Here is a 17,159-nt window from a genome sequence, read left to right as displayed (position 1 = left end):
CATGCATAGTTTGATATGGTAAGAAGAGGTGCGTATGTAAATGCACTTAAAAGGCAGTGTGAGCGAAAAGCGCTAGCCTTCTAAAGGAGGAAAAATAAAATGACAAAAAACATTCATGATGTTGCATATGAATTACAAAAAACAATCGCTGAAAACGAAGATTTCCAAACATTAAAAGCAAGCTACGCAGCAGTACAAGGAGATGCAGAGTCAAAGAACTTATTCGAAGAGTTCCGCACGATGCAACTTGGCTTACAACAAAAAATGATGCAAGGCCAAGAAATCACTGAAGAAGACAACCAAAAAGCACAAGAAGTTGTAGCTCGCATTCAACAAGATGCTAAAATTACAAAGTTAATGGAAACAGAGCAACGCCTAAACATCGTTATCACTGACGTTAACAAAATCATCATGAAGCCACTTGAAGAATTATATAATGCGCAACAAGCGTAATGAAGGAAGACGCTCCTAGTATGGGGGCGTTTTTTTTGTGGGGAATTTGATAGTCCTTCCACAAAAAAATCCCCGCCGAAATAGCCATGTGTTAGTGACTATTTTTGACGGGAATATATGATGTATCTTTCAATTTCTCTTTTACATATATAATTACTTGTTGAAATACTCAGTTCTAATATTTTTTTCTTTCAAAAACTTTTCAATTTCTTTTTGCTTCCTACCATTAACTTTCTCAAAGCGTTTTGTAAAAGAAAAATCAGTTTTGAATAAGTTACCATCTTGCGCGATTTTGTCTAATTCGTGCTCTAGTTCTACTGAAAGTGCCGTAGATGCTGAAATGAATTCATACATTTCTTTCGAAGGTTTTTTGTAATCATCAGGGATCGTATTGTTACTAATAAAATCATGGAAATTCGCATCATTTTGTTTCGCTAAATTTATTAGTTTTTTTAATTTCTCTCGGTCGGATTCAGTGACATTCTCGTCAGACATGGCTGACGAAAGTGGAACGATGTTTTCGTATAACTCTCCGCTATAATTTAAATACGTTTTTATATTTTGTTTCATTTCGTCTTCGTTAATCGTTTCATTCTTTTTTGAGGAAGTGAATATAGTTTCTGGAATTTTAATCGTTACATCTTTAATAGATTGTACATCGTTTTCTTCCTTATGTTGTGCACTATTTGAACAAGCTGATAGAAATAAAATTGTAAGTAACATGAGTAGATATAAAGTATATTTTTTCATTTTAATCTCCTTTTACATTCATTATTATCTTTGTAAAATAGCTATATTCCATTTCAAATACTTTACTAAAGTTACGTATAGATGTTTTACCATTTGGTAAGATATGACGGATATGAGTAAACCGCTGCAAAAAGCAATGAACACATTGTAAACATCGGAATAACTAATTTGATGAAATCCTTTAAAAAAGCCTAACCCTATTAATAAAATAGGTGAAATGATTAAGAATGGAGTGGCAATGATAAGTGCTAGAAGAATCGGTAATAGAAAGAGTAATAAGAAAAAGGCGATAATGATAAATATAAAGTTTAAAAAACTTAAGCTCATAACAGAAAATAGTGCGGTTATCATATTTTTGAAGCTTCGTTTATTGTCCGCGTTTTGTATTGCATAGGAAACATTAAGTTCTTTAGCAATAGTTTTAGGGTCTCCTAGTTTCCTGGAAATTTCTTCTTCAGATTTCCCATCCTGTTTAGCACTGATAAAATGAGTTTCATACTCTGAAATAATATCTTTCTTTTCTAAACTAGGCATATTCTGTAGGGAAGAACTAAGTTGTTCCAAAAATTCACTTTTGTTCATAACAATCACTTTCCTTTATAAAATGATGAATTACAGCTGAGAATCCTATCTTTTGAAAAGGGGGATACGAATTATAAGGTGCGTTCCAATTACTGGGTATTCCAATATTTACAAATATATCATTTAGTAGTGTTCTTTGCAAGGTACTATAATCTTATTAATACTGTGATTAGATGGAATTTTTTCGTGCATTTTTAGAGGAGATATAAAAATATTATTTTAGGATAAACAAAGGGTTGTAAGCGTATTCCTTAGAGGTTGTCAAAAAACTGTCAAATTCATATCGTTGGAAAAATAATGCATTTGTAATATAATGATAAACAATACTTCACTACGTTAATTAACTAGGTGAAATTAAAAATCTTTATTACACACATTATAAAATAAAGGGATGATTAGTTTGAGTACAGGTGTAAAAGCAAACGACGTGAAAACAAAAACAAAAGGAGCAGATCTTGTTGTTGATTGTTTAATTAAACAAGGTGTTACACATGTTTTCGGTATTCCAGGAGCGAAGATTGATTCTGTATTTGATGTACTGCAAGAAAGAGGACCAGAGTTAATTGTTTGTCGTCATGAACAAAATGCAGCATTTATGGCAGCTGCTATTGGTAGATTAACAGGGAAACCGGGCGTATGTCTTGTAACTTCAGGACCAGGGACATCAAATTTAGCGACAGGTCTTGTTACTGCGAATGCGGAGAGTGATCCCGTTGTTGCTTTAGCTGGTGCAGTTCCGCGTACAGATCGATTAAAACGTACGCATCAATCTATGGATAATGCTGCATTATTCGAACCAATCACTAAATATAGCGTAGAAGTCGAGCATCCTGATAATGTACCAGAAGCACTTACTAATGCATTTCGAAGTGCTACTTCTACAAATCCAGGAGCAACACTTGTAAGTCTTCCGCAAGACGTTATGACTGCGGAAACGACAGTAGAATCTATCGGTGCGCTTTCTAAGCCACAGCTTGGAATCGCTCCCACAAATCATATTGAATACGTAGTAGAAAAAATAAAATCAGCAAAATTACCAGTTATTTTACTCGGTATGAGAGCAAGCACCAATGAAGTAACGAAAGCAGTTCGTGAGTTAATTGCTGGTACAGAACTTCCTGTTGTTGAAACGTATCAAGCAGCTGGTGCAATTTCACGTGAGTTAGAAGATCATTTCTTCGGCCGCGTTGGATTATTCCGTAACCAACCAGGTGATATTTTACTAGAAGAAGCGGATTTTGTTTTATCTATCGGCTATGACCCAATTGAGTATGATCCGAAATTCTGGAATAAACTTGGCGATAGAACAATTATTCACCTTGATGATCACCAAGCAGATATCGACCATGATTACCAACCAGAGCGTGAATTAATTGGCGATATCGCTTTAACTGTAAATAGCATTGCGGAGAAATTACCGAAGCTTGTATTAAATACGAAATCTGAAGCAGTTTTAGAACGATTACGCTCGAAATTATCAGAGCAAGCAGAAGTTCCAAATCGTGCTTCAGAAGGTGTTACGCATCCACTTCAAGTCATTCGTACACTTCGTTCTTTAATTAGTGACGATACAACCGTTACATGTGACATCGGTTCCCATTCTATTTGGATGGCAAGATGTTTCCGTTCTTATGAACCACGTAGACTATTATTTAGTAACGGTATGCAAACGTTAGGTGTTGCACTTCCTTGGGCAATTGCAGCTACTTTAGTTGAGCCGGGTAAAAAAGTTGTTTCAGTGTCAGGTGATGGTGGTTTCTTATTCTCTTCGATGGAGTTAGAAACAGCGGTACGTTTAAATGCACCGGTTGTACATCTCGTTTGGAGAGACGGTACATATGATATGGTTGCGTTCCAACAAATGATGAAATACGGTAGAACATCAGCTACAGAGTTTGGCGATGTTGATCTTGTGAAATATGCAGAAAGTTTCGGAGCAATAGGTCTTCGTGTCAATACACCAGACGAATTAGAAGGTGTATTGAGAGAAGCGTTAGAAGCAGAAGGTCCTGTCATTATTGATATTCCAATTGACTACCGTGACAACATTAAATTAAGCGAAAAATTATTACCAAACCAATTAAACTGATGGGGGCATGAGTGAGATGACTGTTGCGCAATTAATTGATATTGATGCAAAAAGAACGAAAACGAATAATGAAGTATATCAAACATCTACAATGCTTGCGCTATTAGATGGTATATATGATGGTGTTATTAACTTTGAGGAATTGAAAGAACGTGGTGATTTTGGCATCGGCACATTTGATCAATTAGATGGTGAAATGATTGCATTTGATAATGAGTTTTACCATTTACGTTCAGACGGTTCAGCGGAAAAAGTAGAACCGGAAGAAACAACACCTTTTGCGACTGTAACGTTTTTTGAAAAAGAAATGAGTTATACGGTAGAGCGTCCGATGAATCGTGAAGAAGTGGAAGCATTATTACATGAGTTAATGCCAAGTAAAAACTTATTTTATGGTATTCGAATGGATGGAACGTTCCGTGAAGTAAGAACGAGAACTGTTCCAAGACAAGAAAAACCGTATACGCCGCTCGTTGAAGTGACGAAATCACAACCGATCTTTTCATTTAAAGATACAGAAGGTACGCTAGCTGGATTTTGGACACCAGATTACGCGCAAGGTATTGGTGTAGCTGGTTTCCACTTACATTACATTGATGATGAAAGAAGCGGGGGAGGACATGTTTTCGACTATGTTGTAGAAAACTGTACGATCCAAATTTGTCAAAAAGCTCATATGCATTTAGCACTTCCTGAAACAGCTGATTTTATGGCAGCCGAATTATCAAGAGAAAACTTAGAGAATGATATTGCGACCGCGGAAGGTGCGGAGTAAAAAGGAATCGAAATTATGTATTCTCTATATAAAGAACCGAAGTCTTGCTCAGGCTTCGGTTTTTTTCATTGATTTGCAATCTTCGAGTGAAATTCCCCTATCCAATTTCACTGCACCGCCTCATTATGTTTCTTTTGTAAAATGAAAACTCAATTTTGAAGCAAAAGAAATATAAATTTCTCTCCAAACATATACATCAAAAGGATAGGGGGGATATGATGGAAAACTCCATTACTATTAGTTTATGCATGATTGTAAAAGATGAAGAACAAACTATATCAAAATGCTTAGAATCGGTTAAAAGTGTTGTGGATGAAATTATTATTGTAGATACAGGTTCCACAGATGCTACAAAAGAAATTGTGAAGAAGTACGACGCGAAAGTTTATGATTTTCAATGGATTGAAGATTTTTCAGCGGCACGAAATTTTGCGTTTTCTAAAGCTACAAAAGAATATATTCTTTGGCTAGACGCAGATGACATAATAGATACGGAAGATATAAAGAAATTGTTGCAGTTAAAACATACGTTAGATCGTAGTACGGATGCAGTATCTATGAAATATTATTTAACTTTTGATATAGAAGGAAATCCAACACATTCTTTAAGGAGATATCGATTAGTCAACAGAAGTAAAAATTTTCAATGGTATGGATTTGTTCATGAATATTTAGAGGTGTATGGAAATCTTATAAATAGTGACGTAGGGGTAAGTCATAAAAAAGAAAAAGCATATACTAATCGTAATTTGAAAATATATGAAAAACATCTTGAGAGTGGAAAAGAGTTTAGCCCCCGCGATGTGTACTATTATGCAAATGAATGTAAGGATCACAGATTATTTGATAAGGCTGTTAAGGGGTATTCTAGGTTTTTAGATGAAGAAAAGGGTTGGGTTGAAGATAACATTCAAGCTTGTTTAAAAAGAGCCGAATGTTATTTAGAATTGGGGGACTTAAAAAAATCTATACAGTCTTGTTTGCAATCATTTACGTATGACACGCCTAGAGGAGAACTTTGTTGCCACTTAGGACGTGTATTTTTGCAACAAGGGGAATATTCTAAAGCGATATATTGGTACCATGCAGCAATTGACGGGCCCAGGCCAAAGGATTCGCCGTTTGTCCGAGAAGAGTGTCATACATGGTTGCCGCATATTCAACTATGTATTTGTTATGATCGAATAAAAGAATATGAAAAGGCAATTTATCATAACGAACAAGCTGCACTGTTCATACCTAATAATCCGAGCATTGAATATAATAGAAAATATTTTGATAGTTTATCGGAAAAATAATATTTAATAATACTAGATAATCATTTTGGCTGCTGAGAGGAGTTTGATTCATGCTCACAAGTATAATTATATTGACTCATAATCAATTACAGTATACAAAAGAATGCATCCAAAGTATTAGAACTTATACAGTGGAACAAGAGTATGAGTTAATAGTTGTGGACAACGCGTCAACAGATGGTACTGTAGAATGGTTACAAAAACAATCGGATATTATGCTAGTGGAAAATGCGGAGAATATGGGTTTTCCAAAGGGATGCAATCAGGGAATTAAAGAGGCAAAAGGTGACAATATTCTATTATTGAATAATGATGTGGTCGTAACTGAAAATTGGCTAAGCAACTTAATTCGGTGTTTATATGAAAGTAAGGATGCTGGAGCGGTAGGGCCCGTAACTAATAATGCCGCTTACTATACTGCTATACAAACTTTTTATAAAGATATTGAAGGAATGCAGAAGTTTGCAACTTTATATAATCAAAGTGATAAAGATAAATGGGAAGAACGTATGAAATTAATCGGATTCTGTATGCTTATAAAAAAATCAGTGTTAGATGAAGTTGGATTATTAGATGAACGATTTACACCGGGGAATTATGAAGATGATGATTTGTCACTAAGAATGTTTGAAAAAGGATATAAATTGTATTTATGTAAAGATACATTTATTCATCACTACGGAAGTGTCTCATGGAAAGAAGATAGTGTTAAATTTTCTGTTTGTTTACATGCGAATAATATAAAATTGTATGAAAAATGGGGATTTTATGGTGAAAGTTTATACATTCATTGTGATTTACTAGCGATTTTAGAGCGATTTGCACCTGATAAAGTAAATATTCTTCATATAGGAGCTGGATGTGGTGCCACTTTATTAAAAATGAAAGGGTGTTATCAGGCAGTTTCTTTATTCGGAGCGGAAATTAATGAAAAAGCAGCAGCTCTTGCAAATAGGGTAGCTCCTACAACTTCTGCTGAGTATGACAAGTTACATGAGGTATTTACAGATGAAAAATTCCAGTACATTTTGTTATCACATCCTATTGAGCCAGCGAAATTACCGCAGGTCATACAATCTATGTCACAACTTTTAACGCCAACAGGAACTTTCATTATGTCGAAATTCAATTTAGATAATTATTATGCATTAAAAAAATAATGCTTTTAAGATTTTCTCTTTGGAGATGAGCTGTATTTGGCAATGTTGGAGGAACAACGGTTTCTTTTATAGAAACAAAACCGAAATCCGAGCCCGGATTTCGGCTTTTCGACGTGTGATGAATTACGAAAAAAGAGCTATCCTATAAGTTGGTTTCACTTACTTATAGGATAGCTTCTTTATTTTGAAACAAACGGATGCTTTTCATAATAAAACCGCCATGGATAGTGAACGGCTTCTTCTGCATAATCAATATTAATACGAGGGCCAGCTATTATGTTATGTGTGGATGATAAATGGTCTTCTTCAGGAACTAATTCAATATGTAACGTATCACTTTGAAGTGATACGCCGCGCTCTTCTAAAGTGATTCCGAGCGCGCGGCATAGTTTTCCGGGGCCATTTGTTAAGTTTTTATACTGAGCTTTCGTAATGTCAGTTTTGTTGTAGCGCGCTAGTTTCATGTCTTCGATTCCATCTACAGGTTCAAGAGCACGAATGAGAACTCCTTCCGGGGTGCCGATTGTTGCTGTAATTACGTTAAAGCAATGATACATGCCGTAAATTAAATATATGTAAGCATGTCCTGGTGCGCCGAACATTACTTCTGTTCGATCAGTCCGTCTGCCTCCGTAACTATGAGCGGCCTTATCATCTGGACCTTTGTATGCTTCTACTTCTACAATAATTCCGCTCCGCTTTATGCCGTCTACAATATGAACGAGTTTATGTCCGAGTAACTTCTTTGCGACCACTAATGTATCGCCTTCATAAAAAGAAGGTGGTGCCTGCATTGTACTATCTCCTTTGCCAGTTGTATATGTATATAGTAAACCAAATTTTCAGTAGTAATTCTAACTCGTTCTATTTACTACATTTATTTCATAAATTATGGATAGAGTACAACAGCGAAGAGGGGGAGTGCGACATGATTTATCGCTTACTAGCTCTTAATATAGATGGGACACTACTATACAACAACGGAAAAATCGCAAAAGGGATACGAGAAACAATTGACTTTGTGAAAAGAAAAGATGTATACGTTACATTATTTACGAATCGTAATTTTCAATCTGCTCATAAAATAGCGAAGGCGTTAAAATTAGATTCTATATTAGTTACGCATGGCGGTGCTTTCGTTTCAGCATCGTTAGATAAGCCGTTCGCTCAAAGGAGATTATCTGAAGAGAAAACCTTTAATATTGTGCAAGTGTTAGAGCATTTTGATTGTAATGTTCGCATTTCTCATGAACGATATTCAATTGGGAATCGTGAGAGAAATACACCAAACTTAATTGCGCGTACTGTATTATCAAGCGCAGATCCGTTATTTTATCCAGTTCAATTTGTAGATTCGCTAGGGGATGCACTGCGTGATCATCCAGTAGCTGCGCCAAAAATTGATATTGTTTTCCATACGAAAGGTGAAAAAGAAAGAGGGATGAATACGTTAAAAAAGGCATTTCAAGATGTAGAGTACGTCGAGTGTGATGAAAGACATATAGAAATTCTCCCTCAAAATGTATCAAAACTACGTGGTTTACAATTACTTGGGGAGCATTTAAATATTAACCTTAGTGAAATGGTTGCGATTGGAGATAGCGTAGAAGACTTAGAGGTAATTGAAAATGTTGGGCTTGGGGTAGCGATGGGGAACGCTCCTGTAGAATTAAAGCAAGCGGCGGACTGGATTACACGTTCTAATACTGAGAACGGCGTAGAGTACATGATTAAAGAGCATTTTCGTAAGCAATTCCCGCTTCCTTTTTTAAAGAATCATAAACATACACCGAAACGATGAAAGAAAAACGTAGCTTTTTGCTACGTTTTTTTGTCGACTTTATTTGAAAAGTTTAAATCAATATTCCAATAAGAAATGAAAGCGTTCCAGGGGGTTAATTGTGTCTGGAATCTATACAATTCACTTGAATACTCTAGGAAACTGTTGTAGAGTGGATGATGTTGCCGAAATAGTTACACCACATGAAATATTCTTCAGATTAATTTTATTGAGCTCCCGTATGTAAAAACATTTCCGCGTGATAGTTTAGTTCACGTATTATCTCAAAAATGAATTGTAGTAATTTTATTAATTAGTTGTAGAGTTTCTTTGTTTTATTTAAATGGATTATTTTAAATTAATGTGAGTAAGACTTGGTACATATGAAATGTACTTCTTTTGTGGGTTTAGGAAGTTTAAAAGGGGGAATGAATTTCTTGAGGAAATCATTTAATCAAAAAGTAAAAAAAATAAGTAGTAGTTTTATAGTTGTATTACTAATATGTATGAATTTTTTAATCCATTTACCATTTAAAGCAGAGGCAGCTACAACAGAATTAAAAGGTTTAGGTGATGTATCTTATTACAACGCTATCATTTTTGGAGATCATAGTGCAACGAGTGCGGATATTGAGGGTGCGATGGCTGTTCAAAAAAATATGAACGCATCAAGTTATACAGTCCTAGCGGCTGCAACTGGAGCAAACAACTTAGCTGGAGCAACATGGAAAGATGAAGGATATCCATCATTATTACTAGGTGGTCAATTTACGAAAGCGGGAGCAGGACAAGTAATCATCCAAGATGGAACAGTGGCGATGACAAAAGATGGCGACCCAGAAGGTGCAATGAAATCATCTTATGACCGTATCTCTTATAAAGAGCAAGCAGAGATTGATGCCAAGTTCAAAGAATTTAGAAAAGACGTTGATGGTGTAATTGGAGATGCGAGTCAATTACATACTGATAAACCAAAACCTAATATGAGCTTTGGAATCGGTGAAGATGTAAACAACCCTAATATTTACGTTTCTTCAGGCTTAACAGGAAAGAAAATATTTGATGTAAAAGATGTTTATCTTCCGAATGTAAATAACAAAGACTTTATTGTTATTTATTCAGACGCAGAAGAAGTGAATTTTGGTAGCGGTGCAATTTTGTACGATACGAGAAATACTGGGATGGCAACAGACTTAATTAATACATCTCAAGCATATGACCCTAATTCAGCTTTTACTGAGTTAGCTAGTAAAGTCATTTGGGTGTTCCCTAATGCTACAAAGATAACAACTAAAGGTTATGGTGTAGTAGGTAGTGTGTTTGCGCCTAATGCTGTTGTAGAGACAAAAGGTGGTTCTATTAACGGACAAGCCTATGTTGGAGGATTACACCAAAGAGATGGATTTGAGGTTCATAACTTTAAATTTAATTGGCCAAAGTGGAATAAGCCAGTAGTTGAAAAAGGAAACTTACAAATTAAAAAAGTTGATGCAAATGATGAAAATATTGTTTTAAAAGACGCAAAGTTTGATGTTATAGACAAAGATAATAATGTTGTGGCTACTGTTACAACGAATGAAAAGGGTATTGCTGAAATCAAGGATTTACCACTTGGTGACTATTTTGTAAAAGAAATAAGTGCACCAGAAGGATATATAAAAGTTGATACACCAGTAAAAGTAACAATTGATAGTACAAACGTAATTGAAATTGTTATGAAGAATACGAAAAAAGTAGAGAATGGCCAATTTAAATTATTGAAAAAAGATAGTAAATCTGGTCAACTTCTACCAGGTGCAAAATTTGATGTTATAGATAAAGATGGAAATGTTGTTGAAACAATTATTACAGATGGTAAAGGTGCAGCTTTATCAAAACAACTTCCAGTTGGAGCATATACATTAAAAGAAGTTGAAGCACCAAAAGGTTATGAACTATCATCTAGCTCAGTTCGTGTTGATGTAGAGGCTAATAAAGTAGTTACTGTAGATGTGTTGAATAAAAAGATCGTTGAAAAAGTAACAGGTCAATTTGAAATCGTAAAAGTAGATGCGAATGATAAAACGAAGCTATTATCGGACGCAGAGTTTGAAGTGTATAAAGATGGTAAAAAAATAGATACATTACGAACAGATAAAACAGGTAAAGTAATCTCTAAGAAATTAGAACCAGGAAAATACACATTAAAAGAAACGAAAGCACCACAAGGATATAAATTACTAAAAGAAGAAATTGAAGTCGTTGTGGAAGCAAACAAAGTAGTACAAGTACAAGTAGAAAATGCGAAAGAACTAGGAAGTTTACAAGTAATCAAAAAGGATGCAGAGAGTGGAAAAGTTCTAGAAGGCGCGGAATTCAGACTAAAAAACGAAACTGGTCAAGTAGTTGGAGAAGCGAAAACAACGAATAAAGATGGTGTTGTGGCATTCGAAAACTTAGTGCCGGGAAAGTACACGTTAGAAGAAACGAAAGCGCCGGAAGGCTACAAAGCGGTAGAATTAAAAGTGGAAGTAAATGTTGTAGCAAATGAAGTAGTAAAACAAGAAGTTACGAACGAAAAAGTAACAGGTCAATTTGAAATTGTGAAAGTAGATGCGAAAGATAAAACGAAAGTATTATCAGACGCAGAGTTTGAAGTGTATAAAGATGGTAAAAAAATAGATACATTACGAACAGATAAAACAGGTAAAGTAATCTCTAAGAAATTAGAACCAGGAAAATACACATTAAAAGAAACGAAAGCACCACAAGGATATAAATTACTAAAAGAAGAAATTGAAGTCGTTGTGGAAGCAAACAAAGTAGTACAAGTACAAGTAGAAAATGCGAAAGAACTAGGAAGTTTACAAGTAATCAAAAAGGATGCAGAGAGTGGAAAAGTTTTAGAAGGCGCAGAATTCAGACTGAAAAACGAAACTGGTCAAGTAGTTGGAGAAGTGAAAACAACGAATAAAGATGGTGTTGTGACATTCGAAAACTTAGTGCCAGGTAAGTACACGTTAGAAGAAACGAAAGCGCCGGAAGGCTACAAAGCGGTAGAATTAAAAGTGGAAGTAAATGTTGTAGCAAATGAAGTAGTAAAACAGGAAGTAATGAACGAAAAAGTTCTGGGTCAATTTGAAATCGTAAAAGTAGATGCGAAAGATAAAACAAAGCTATTATCAGATGCAGAATTTACTGTGTATAAAGATGGTAAAAAGGTAGTAGAGTTGAAAACTGATGAGAGTGGAAAAGCGATGTTACCGAAATTACCATTAGGTGAATACACAGTGAAAGAAACGAAAGCACCAGCAGGTTACAAGATTTCAAATAAAGAATGGAAAGTAACAATTCAAAATGAGAAAGAAGTAGTAAAAGTAGAGGCAGAAAATGAAAAACTCTTGGGCTCTCTACAAATTATTAAAACAGATGATAAAGATCAAGCGGAACGTTTAGCAGGCGCAGTATTTACATTGAAAGATGCTAAAGGAAATGTTGTAAAAGAAAAAATTACAACAGATGAGTCTGGAACGGTTAAAGTAGAAGGACTAGTACCGGGTGAGTATACGTTAGAAGAAACAAGAGCACCAGAAGGTTATGAGTTAACAAAACAAGTAATTCATGTAACAGTCGACGGTGAAAAAGTTGTTGATGTAAAAGTAACGAATAGTAAGAGCCTTGGTCAATTTGAAATCGTAAAAGTAGATGCAAACGATAAAACGAAGCTTTTATCAGACGCAGAATTTGAAGTGTATAAAGATGGTAAGAAAGTAGAGATGTTACAAACAGATAAAACAGGTAAAGTCATCTCTGGAAAATTAGAACCAGGAAAATACACGTTAAAAGAAACGAAAGCACCAAAAGGATATAAATTACTAAAAGAAGAAATTGAAGTCGTTGTGGAAGCAAACAAAGTAGTACAAGTACAAGTAGAAAATGCGAAAGAACTAGGAAGCTTACAAGTAATCAAAAAGGATGCAGAGAGTGGAAAAGTTCTAGAAGGCGCAGAATTCAGACTGAAAAACGAAACTGGTCAAGTAGTTGGAGCGGCGAAAACAACGAATAAAGATGGTGTTGTGACATTCGAAAACTTAGTGCCAGGTAAGTATACGTTAGAAGAAACGAAAGCGCCAGAAGGCTACAAAGCGGTAGAAGTTACAGTAAAAGTAAATGTTGTAGCAAATGAAGTAGCAAAACAAGAAGTATTGAATGAAAAAGTGAAAGAAAAAATCACAGGTCAAGTAGAAATTACAAAGATAGATGCTAATGATACAGATAAAAAATTAGAAGGTGCAGTGTTTGAAATTCTGAAAGACGGAATAAAAATAGACACATTAACATCAGATAAAAATGGTAAAGCAACTTCGAAGAAACTGGAACCAGGAGATTACGTTTTAAAAGAAGTCCAGGCTCCAGAAGGATATAATTTATCTGATAAGGGAATTGAATTTACGATTTCTAATGAGAAAGTAGAAGTTATAAAGCTTCAAATTACCAATGAAAAAGAAACAGGAAAAGGTCCAGAGAAACCAGGTGGAGAGACAGAAACACCAGGTGGAGAGACAGAAAAGCCAGGTGAAGGAATAGAAAAGCCAGGTGAAGGAACAGAAAGCCCAGGCGAAGAAGTAGAAAAGCCTAACTTACCAGAAAAAGAACAAGGCGGTTCTAATAATCAAAAACTTCCAGCTACAGGGCATAATACGGATTACCTTCCATTTATAGGTGTAATTCTGGTGTTATTAGGAATACGTTTAAGATTTATGATTAAAAATAGTTAATAGATTTATAAAAGGCATAAGAGAAATGTTATCTCTTATGCCTTTAAGTTTTTAATAGAAGAAATAAGGTAAAACCTTCTGTATTGACCTTCAAACGCCCTTCAAGTAAACTAAAGAGAGTTTGCAAATGAAAAGGTGATAATGTTGTTAATTTCAATTAAAACGTTACAAGATGATCGTTTTTTACGCCCGCTACAAAATATTGGCGGTTTATTTTTTGAAGAGAGCACGATAGGGTTTGAGAAAGAAGAAGCAAATCTTATCGTTGATATACAGATAGAAGGTAATGTGACAGCATCGGCTCGTTTAACAGATGTTGCAACCGGAAATGTATATGAAGAAACATTCGCAAAAGATTTATCTGCTTTCACAGAAGAAAAAGAACGTATGAAGCAAGTGAAACATGTTGTTTCTTACGTATATCTTTCTGTACTTCAACAGCTAACTGGACTTGAACAGAGCTGGGGAATATTAACTGGGGTACGCCCAACGAAACTTCTTCACAAACTGCTTCAAAATGGTATGTCAAAAGAAGAAGCGCATAAAGAACTTCGTGAAAGTTATTTAATTCATGAAGAGAAAATTGAACTTCTTCAGCGTATTGTTGATTGCCAATTAGCGGTTGTTCCGGATTTATACCGTTTGAAAGAAGAAGTAAGTATTTACATCGGTATTCCGTTTTGTCCTACAAAATGTGCGTACTGTACGTTCCCGGCTTATGCAATTAACGGACGCCAAGGATCAGTTGATTCGTTCTTAGGCGGGTTACATTATGAAGTTCGTGAAATTGGTAAGTTTTTAAAAGAAAAAGGTGTTACAGTTACGACGATTTATTACGGCGGCGGTACACCGACGAGTATTACAGCAGAAGAGATGGATATGTTGTATGAAGAAATGTACCAAGCTTTCCCTGATGTGAAAGATGTACGTGAAGTAACAGTTGAGGCAGGTCGCCCAGATACAATCACACCAGCAAAGCTAGAAGTGTTAAATAAATGGAACATTGACCGTATTAGTATTAATCCGCAGTCATACCATCAAGAAACACTAAAAGCAATTGGACGTCATCACACTGTAGAAGAAACGATTGAGAAGTATCATTTAGCACGTGAAATGGGAATGAACAATATTAATATGGATTTAATTATTGGTCTTCCTGGTGAAGGATTAGACATCTTTAAGCATACGTTAGATGAAACAGAAAAGTTAATGCCAGAATCGTTAACAGTTCATACGTTATCATTTAAACGTGCTTCTGAAATGACGCAAAACAAACGTAAATATAAAGTAGCAGGTCGCGAAGAAATTACTGCGATGATGCATGAGGCGGAAGAGTGGACGAAGAACCATAATTACGTGCCATACTATTTATATCGTCAAAAAAATATTTTAGGTAACTTAGAAAACGTTGGGTATGCAATACCGACGCAAGAAAGTATCTACAATATTGTTATTATGGAAGAAGTACAATCGATTATCGGACTTGGTTGCGGGGCATCAAGTAAATTTGTTCACCCACAAACAGGAGCAATTACACACTTTGCGAATCCGAAAGATCCAAAATCATATAACGATGGCTTCGTGAAATATACAGAAGATAAACTGAAAATTTTAGAAGAGCTATTCGTGTAAGAAGAAGGGGGTTGTTCCGATTTGGAACAGCCTCTTTTTATATTGTCAGTTTTTGTCGGTAAGTCGATATATTCGAAAAATAGCTGATATAAATTGAGTTGCTTTCGATATATTCAAAAAATCGCCGATATAATTTCATTTACCATAAAACGGTCCATATGTAAAACTATGTCGATAATAATCAGAAAAATTAGTCAGATTATTAGAGGACAATGTCTACTTATAGACGAAATGATAGATTTATGAAAGAGAAAAGGGGGAAATTGTTGGCATGTACATGACGATAGGGAGAATTTTTGATTTGACAGTTGGCAAGTATCCGAATAAAGAGGCGTTAGTAGAACCAGAAAAAAATATTCGTTGGACATATAAACAGTGGGATGAGCAAATAAATAAAACGGCGCAAGCTCTATTGAAAGAAGGAGTAAGAAAGGGAGATTGTGTATCTGTTTACCTATATAACTGTCGTGAATTTGTAAACGTTTACTTAGCCTGTGCGAAAATTGGCGCGATCTTCAATCCAATTAATTTCCGCTTAAAAGCAAAAGAATTATCGTATATCCTCCAAGATGCAGCCTCGAAAGTAGTTGTCTTTGAAAAAGCAGTCGAATCAACAGTTGCTATGATTGAACGAGATTTTCCAAATTCGTCTTTTTGGTACGTGGAAGACGATGCACCTTCCTATGCTAGTTCTTACCATGAAAAAGTAAATGAAGCATCAGCTGAGAAAGTAGATATTGTAGTCGATGAAATGGATTTTTGTTCTATGCTTTATACGAGCGGAACGACTGGTCATCCGAAAGGCGTACTACATCGCCATCGTGATATGGCTGAGCATAGTATGATTTGTACGTATTTCATAAAATATAACAGGGATAGCGCCGGTCTTGTGGTAGCGCCTTTATATCATTGCGGCGAGTTAAACGCTGGAATCATACCGCGCATTCAAGTTGGCGGAAAGAATGTTATTTTACATCATTTTGATACGGATAGAGTATTACATACCATTCAAGAAGAGAAGATTACGACGTTTTTTGCAGCACCGACGATGTGGAATATGTTACTGCAAAAAGATCTAACTAAGTATGATTTAACTTCGATGAAAATCGGTGTATATGGCGGGGCTGCGATGGCTCCGGCGTTAGTGAAGGAATGTAAAGAGCGTCTTTATATTGATCTTGTCCAAATTTACGGAATGACAGAAATGGGACCAGTTGTTGCGTTTCTCGTAGAAGAGGATCAAATTACGAAAGCTGGTTCAGCAGGAACGCCGTGCTTTAGCCATGAAATTCGAATTGTTAAACCGAACGAAGATGCACCAGCAGAGCCAGATGATGTATTGCCTCCTTATGAAGTAGGGGAAATTATTTTGCGTGGCCCGACCATGATGGCTGGATATCATAACCGAGAAGAAGCAAATGCAAAATCGATGTATAAAGGATGGTATCATTCTGGTGATTTAGGCTACTTCGATAAAGACGGTTATTTATTCGTTGCAGACCGCGTTGATGATATGGTAATTAGCGGTGGCGTAAATATTTATCCTCGCGAAATTGAAGATTTTCTTCATAGTCACCCTGGTGTATTAGATGTTGCAGTACTTGGTGAGCCAGACGAACTATGGGGAGAGCGTGTCGTTGCGGTCGTTGTAAAGAAAGATAAAAATATTTCAGAAGCTGATTTAGAAATGTATTGTAAAGAAAGTGATGAATTAGCAGACTATAAACGTCCACGTCATTATTTATTTATGGATGAACTTCCGCGTAATGCGAGTGGAAAATTACAAAAATTTGTGCTGAGAGAGTCGTTGAAAGGCGCGAAAAACTAGGCGGTAGAGCAGTTATCTATACAAATAAGGCTATCTTTCTTAATAAGGAAAGGTA

At 35.6% G+C, this 17,159-nt stretch carries 12 protein-coding genes; 9 read left to right on the top strand and 3 right to left on the bottom strand.

The annotated features are described in order from the left end of the window. The first annotated feature begins 99 nt into the window (after window positions 1-99). A complete protein-coding gene (locus tag JFU20_RS10815; protein ID WP_002010854.1) occupies window positions 100-453 on the top strand; it encodes a YlbF/YmcA family competence regulator in 354 nt (117 codons plus the stop codon). Window positions 454-606: 153 nt separating this feature from the next. On the opposite strand, the gene JFU20_RS10810 is transcribed toward JFU20_RS10815, so the two are convergent. Together JFU20_RS10810 and JFU20_RS10805 are read right to left on the bottom strand one after the other, a co-directional pair. Beyond that, entirely contained in the window at window positions 607-1,203 is a 597-nt protein-coding gene (locus tag JFU20_RS10810) for an NDxxF motif lipoprotein (protein WP_002166311.1), read from the bottom strand. A 24-nt stretch (window positions 1,204-1,227) separates the two neighbouring features. Continuing rightward, complete coding sequence (locus JFU20_RS10805; RefSeq protein ID WP_201038620.1) at window positions 1,228-1,785, bottom strand: HAAS signaling domain-containing protein; 558 nt, start codon at window positions 1,783-1,785, stop codon at window positions 1,228-1,230. A 400-nt stretch (window positions 1,786-2,185) separates the two neighbouring features. Between JFU20_RS10805 and alsS the strand changes: the two genes are divergently transcribed. The 4 genes from alsS to JFU20_RS10785 all read left to right on the top strand — a co-directional run bounded on the left by alsS (window position 2,186) and on the right by JFU20_RS10785 (window position 7,107). Next, window positions 2,186-3,874 (top strand): acetolactate synthase AlsS, encoded by a 1,689-nt coding sequence (alsS, locus tag JFU20_RS10800; protein ID WP_002125517.1) that lies wholly within the window; start codon window positions 2,186-2,188, stop codon window positions 3,872-3,874. Window positions 3,875-3,890: 16 nt separating this feature from the next. After that, complete coding sequence (gene alsD, locus JFU20_RS10795) at window positions 3,891-4,649, top strand: alpha-acetolactate decarboxylase (RefSeq protein WP_002010862.1); 759 nt, start codon at window positions 3,891-3,893, stop codon at window positions 4,647-4,649. Window positions 4,650-4,867: 218 nt separating this feature from the next. Then, on the top strand, window positions 4,868-5,947 hold the full coding sequence (locus JFU20_RS10790) for a glycosyltransferase (RefSeq protein WP_002125520.1): 1,080 nt from the start codon (window positions 4,868-4,870) through the stop codon (window positions 5,945-5,947). Between the two features lie 50 nt (window positions 5,948-5,997). Continuing rightward, on the top strand, window positions 5,998-7,107 hold the full coding sequence (locus JFU20_RS10785) for a glycosyltransferase (protein ID WP_201038619.1): 1,110 nt from the start codon (window positions 5,998-6,000) through the stop codon (window positions 7,105-7,107). 179 nt (window positions 7,108-7,286) lie between these two features. Here the strand turns inward: JFU20_RS10785 and JFU20_RS10780 are convergent, their stop codons facing one another. Beyond that, on the bottom strand, window positions 7,287-7,901 hold the full coding sequence (locus tag JFU20_RS10780) for a DNA-3-methyladenine glycosylase (protein ID WP_201038618.1): 615 nt from the start codon (window positions 7,899-7,901) through the stop codon (window positions 7,287-7,289). Window positions 7,902-8,035: 134 nt separating this feature from the next. On the opposite strand from JFU20_RS10780, the gene JFU20_RS10775 reads away from it, so the two are divergent. The 4 genes from JFU20_RS10775 (at window position 8,036) to JFU20_RS10760 (ending at window position 17,104) form a co-directional block, all read left to right on the top strand. Then, entirely contained in the window at window positions 8,036-8,908 is an 873-nt protein-coding gene (locus tag JFU20_RS10775) for a Cof-type HAD-IIB family hydrolase (RefSeq protein WP_000640394.1), read from the top strand. A gap of 407 nt (window positions 8,909-9,315) precedes the next feature. Then, window positions 9,316-13,644, top strand: coding sequence for an MSCRAMM family protein (locus JFU20_RS10770; RefSeq protein WP_201038617.1), 4,329 nt, complete (start codon window positions 9,316-9,318; stop codon window positions 13,642-13,644). Window positions 13,645-13,785: 141 nt separating this feature from the next. After that, window positions 13,786-15,276, top strand: a complete 1,491-nt coding sequence (locus tag JFU20_RS10765; RefSeq protein WP_002010930.1) for a coproporphyrinogen III oxidase — start codon at window positions 13,786-13,788, stop codon at window positions 15,274-15,276. Between the two features lie 271 nt (window positions 15,277-15,547). Then, the gene (locus JFU20_RS10760) at window positions 15,548-17,104 is read left to right on the top strand and encodes a fatty acid--CoA ligase (protein ID WP_002166306.1); all 1,557 of its coding nucleotides are present in this window, start codon (window positions 15,548-15,550) and stop codon (window positions 17,102-17,104) included. Window positions 17,105-17,159: the final 55 nt, after the last annotated feature.

Source organism: Bacillus sp. TH30, assembly GCF_016650875.1.
Classification (GTDB): Bacteria; Bacillota; Bacilli; order Bacillales; family Bacillaceae_G; genus Bacillus_A; species Bacillus_A mycoides.
The sequence above is the reverse complement of the archived record's forward strand: the minus strand, read 5'-3'. Positions and strand labels throughout refer to the sequence as shown.

Excerpts from the sequence above, each read along its gene's own strand:
- JFU20_RS10815 (WP_002010854.1), top strand. The coding sequence starts at position 100 with ATGACAAAAAACATTCATGATGTTGCATATGAATTACAAAAAACAATC.
- JFU20_RS10810 (WP_002166311.1), bottom strand. The coding sequence starts at position 1,203 with ATGAAAAAATATACTTTATATCTACTCATGTTACTTACAATTTTATTT.
- JFU20_RS10805 (WP_201038620.1), bottom strand. The coding sequence starts at position 1,785 with ATGAACAAAAGTGAATTTTTGGAACAACTTAGTTCTTCCCTACAGAAT.
- alsD (WP_002010862.1), top strand. The coding sequence starts at position 3,891 with ATGACTGTTGCGCAATTAATTGATATTGATGCAAAAAGAACGAAAACG.
- JFU20_RS10790 (WP_002125520.1), top strand. The coding sequence starts at position 4,868 with ATGGAAAACTCCATTACTATTAGTTTATGCATGATTGTAAAAGATGAA.
- JFU20_RS10785 (WP_201038619.1), top strand. The coding sequence starts at position 5,998 with ATGCTCACAAGTATAATTATATTGACTCATAATCAATTACAGTATACA.
- JFU20_RS10780 (WP_201038618.1), bottom strand. The coding sequence starts at position 7,901 with ATGCAGGCACCACCTTCTTTTTATGAAGGCGATACATTAGTGGTCGCA.
- JFU20_RS10775 (WP_000640394.1), top strand. The coding sequence starts at position 8,036 with ATGATTTATCGCTTACTAGCTCTTAATATAGATGGGACACTACTATAC.
- JFU20_RS10770 (WP_201038617.1), top strand. The coding sequence starts at position 9,316 with ATGAATTTCTTGAGGAAATCATTTAATCAAAAAGTAAAAAAAATAAGT.
- JFU20_RS10765 (WP_002010930.1), top strand. The coding sequence starts at position 13,786 with ATGTTGTTAATTTCAATTAAAACGTTACAAGATGATCGTTTTTTACGC.
- JFU20_RS10760 (WP_002166306.1), top strand. The coding sequence starts at position 15,548 with ATGTACATGACGATAGGGAGAATTTTTGATTTGACAGTTGGCAAGTAT.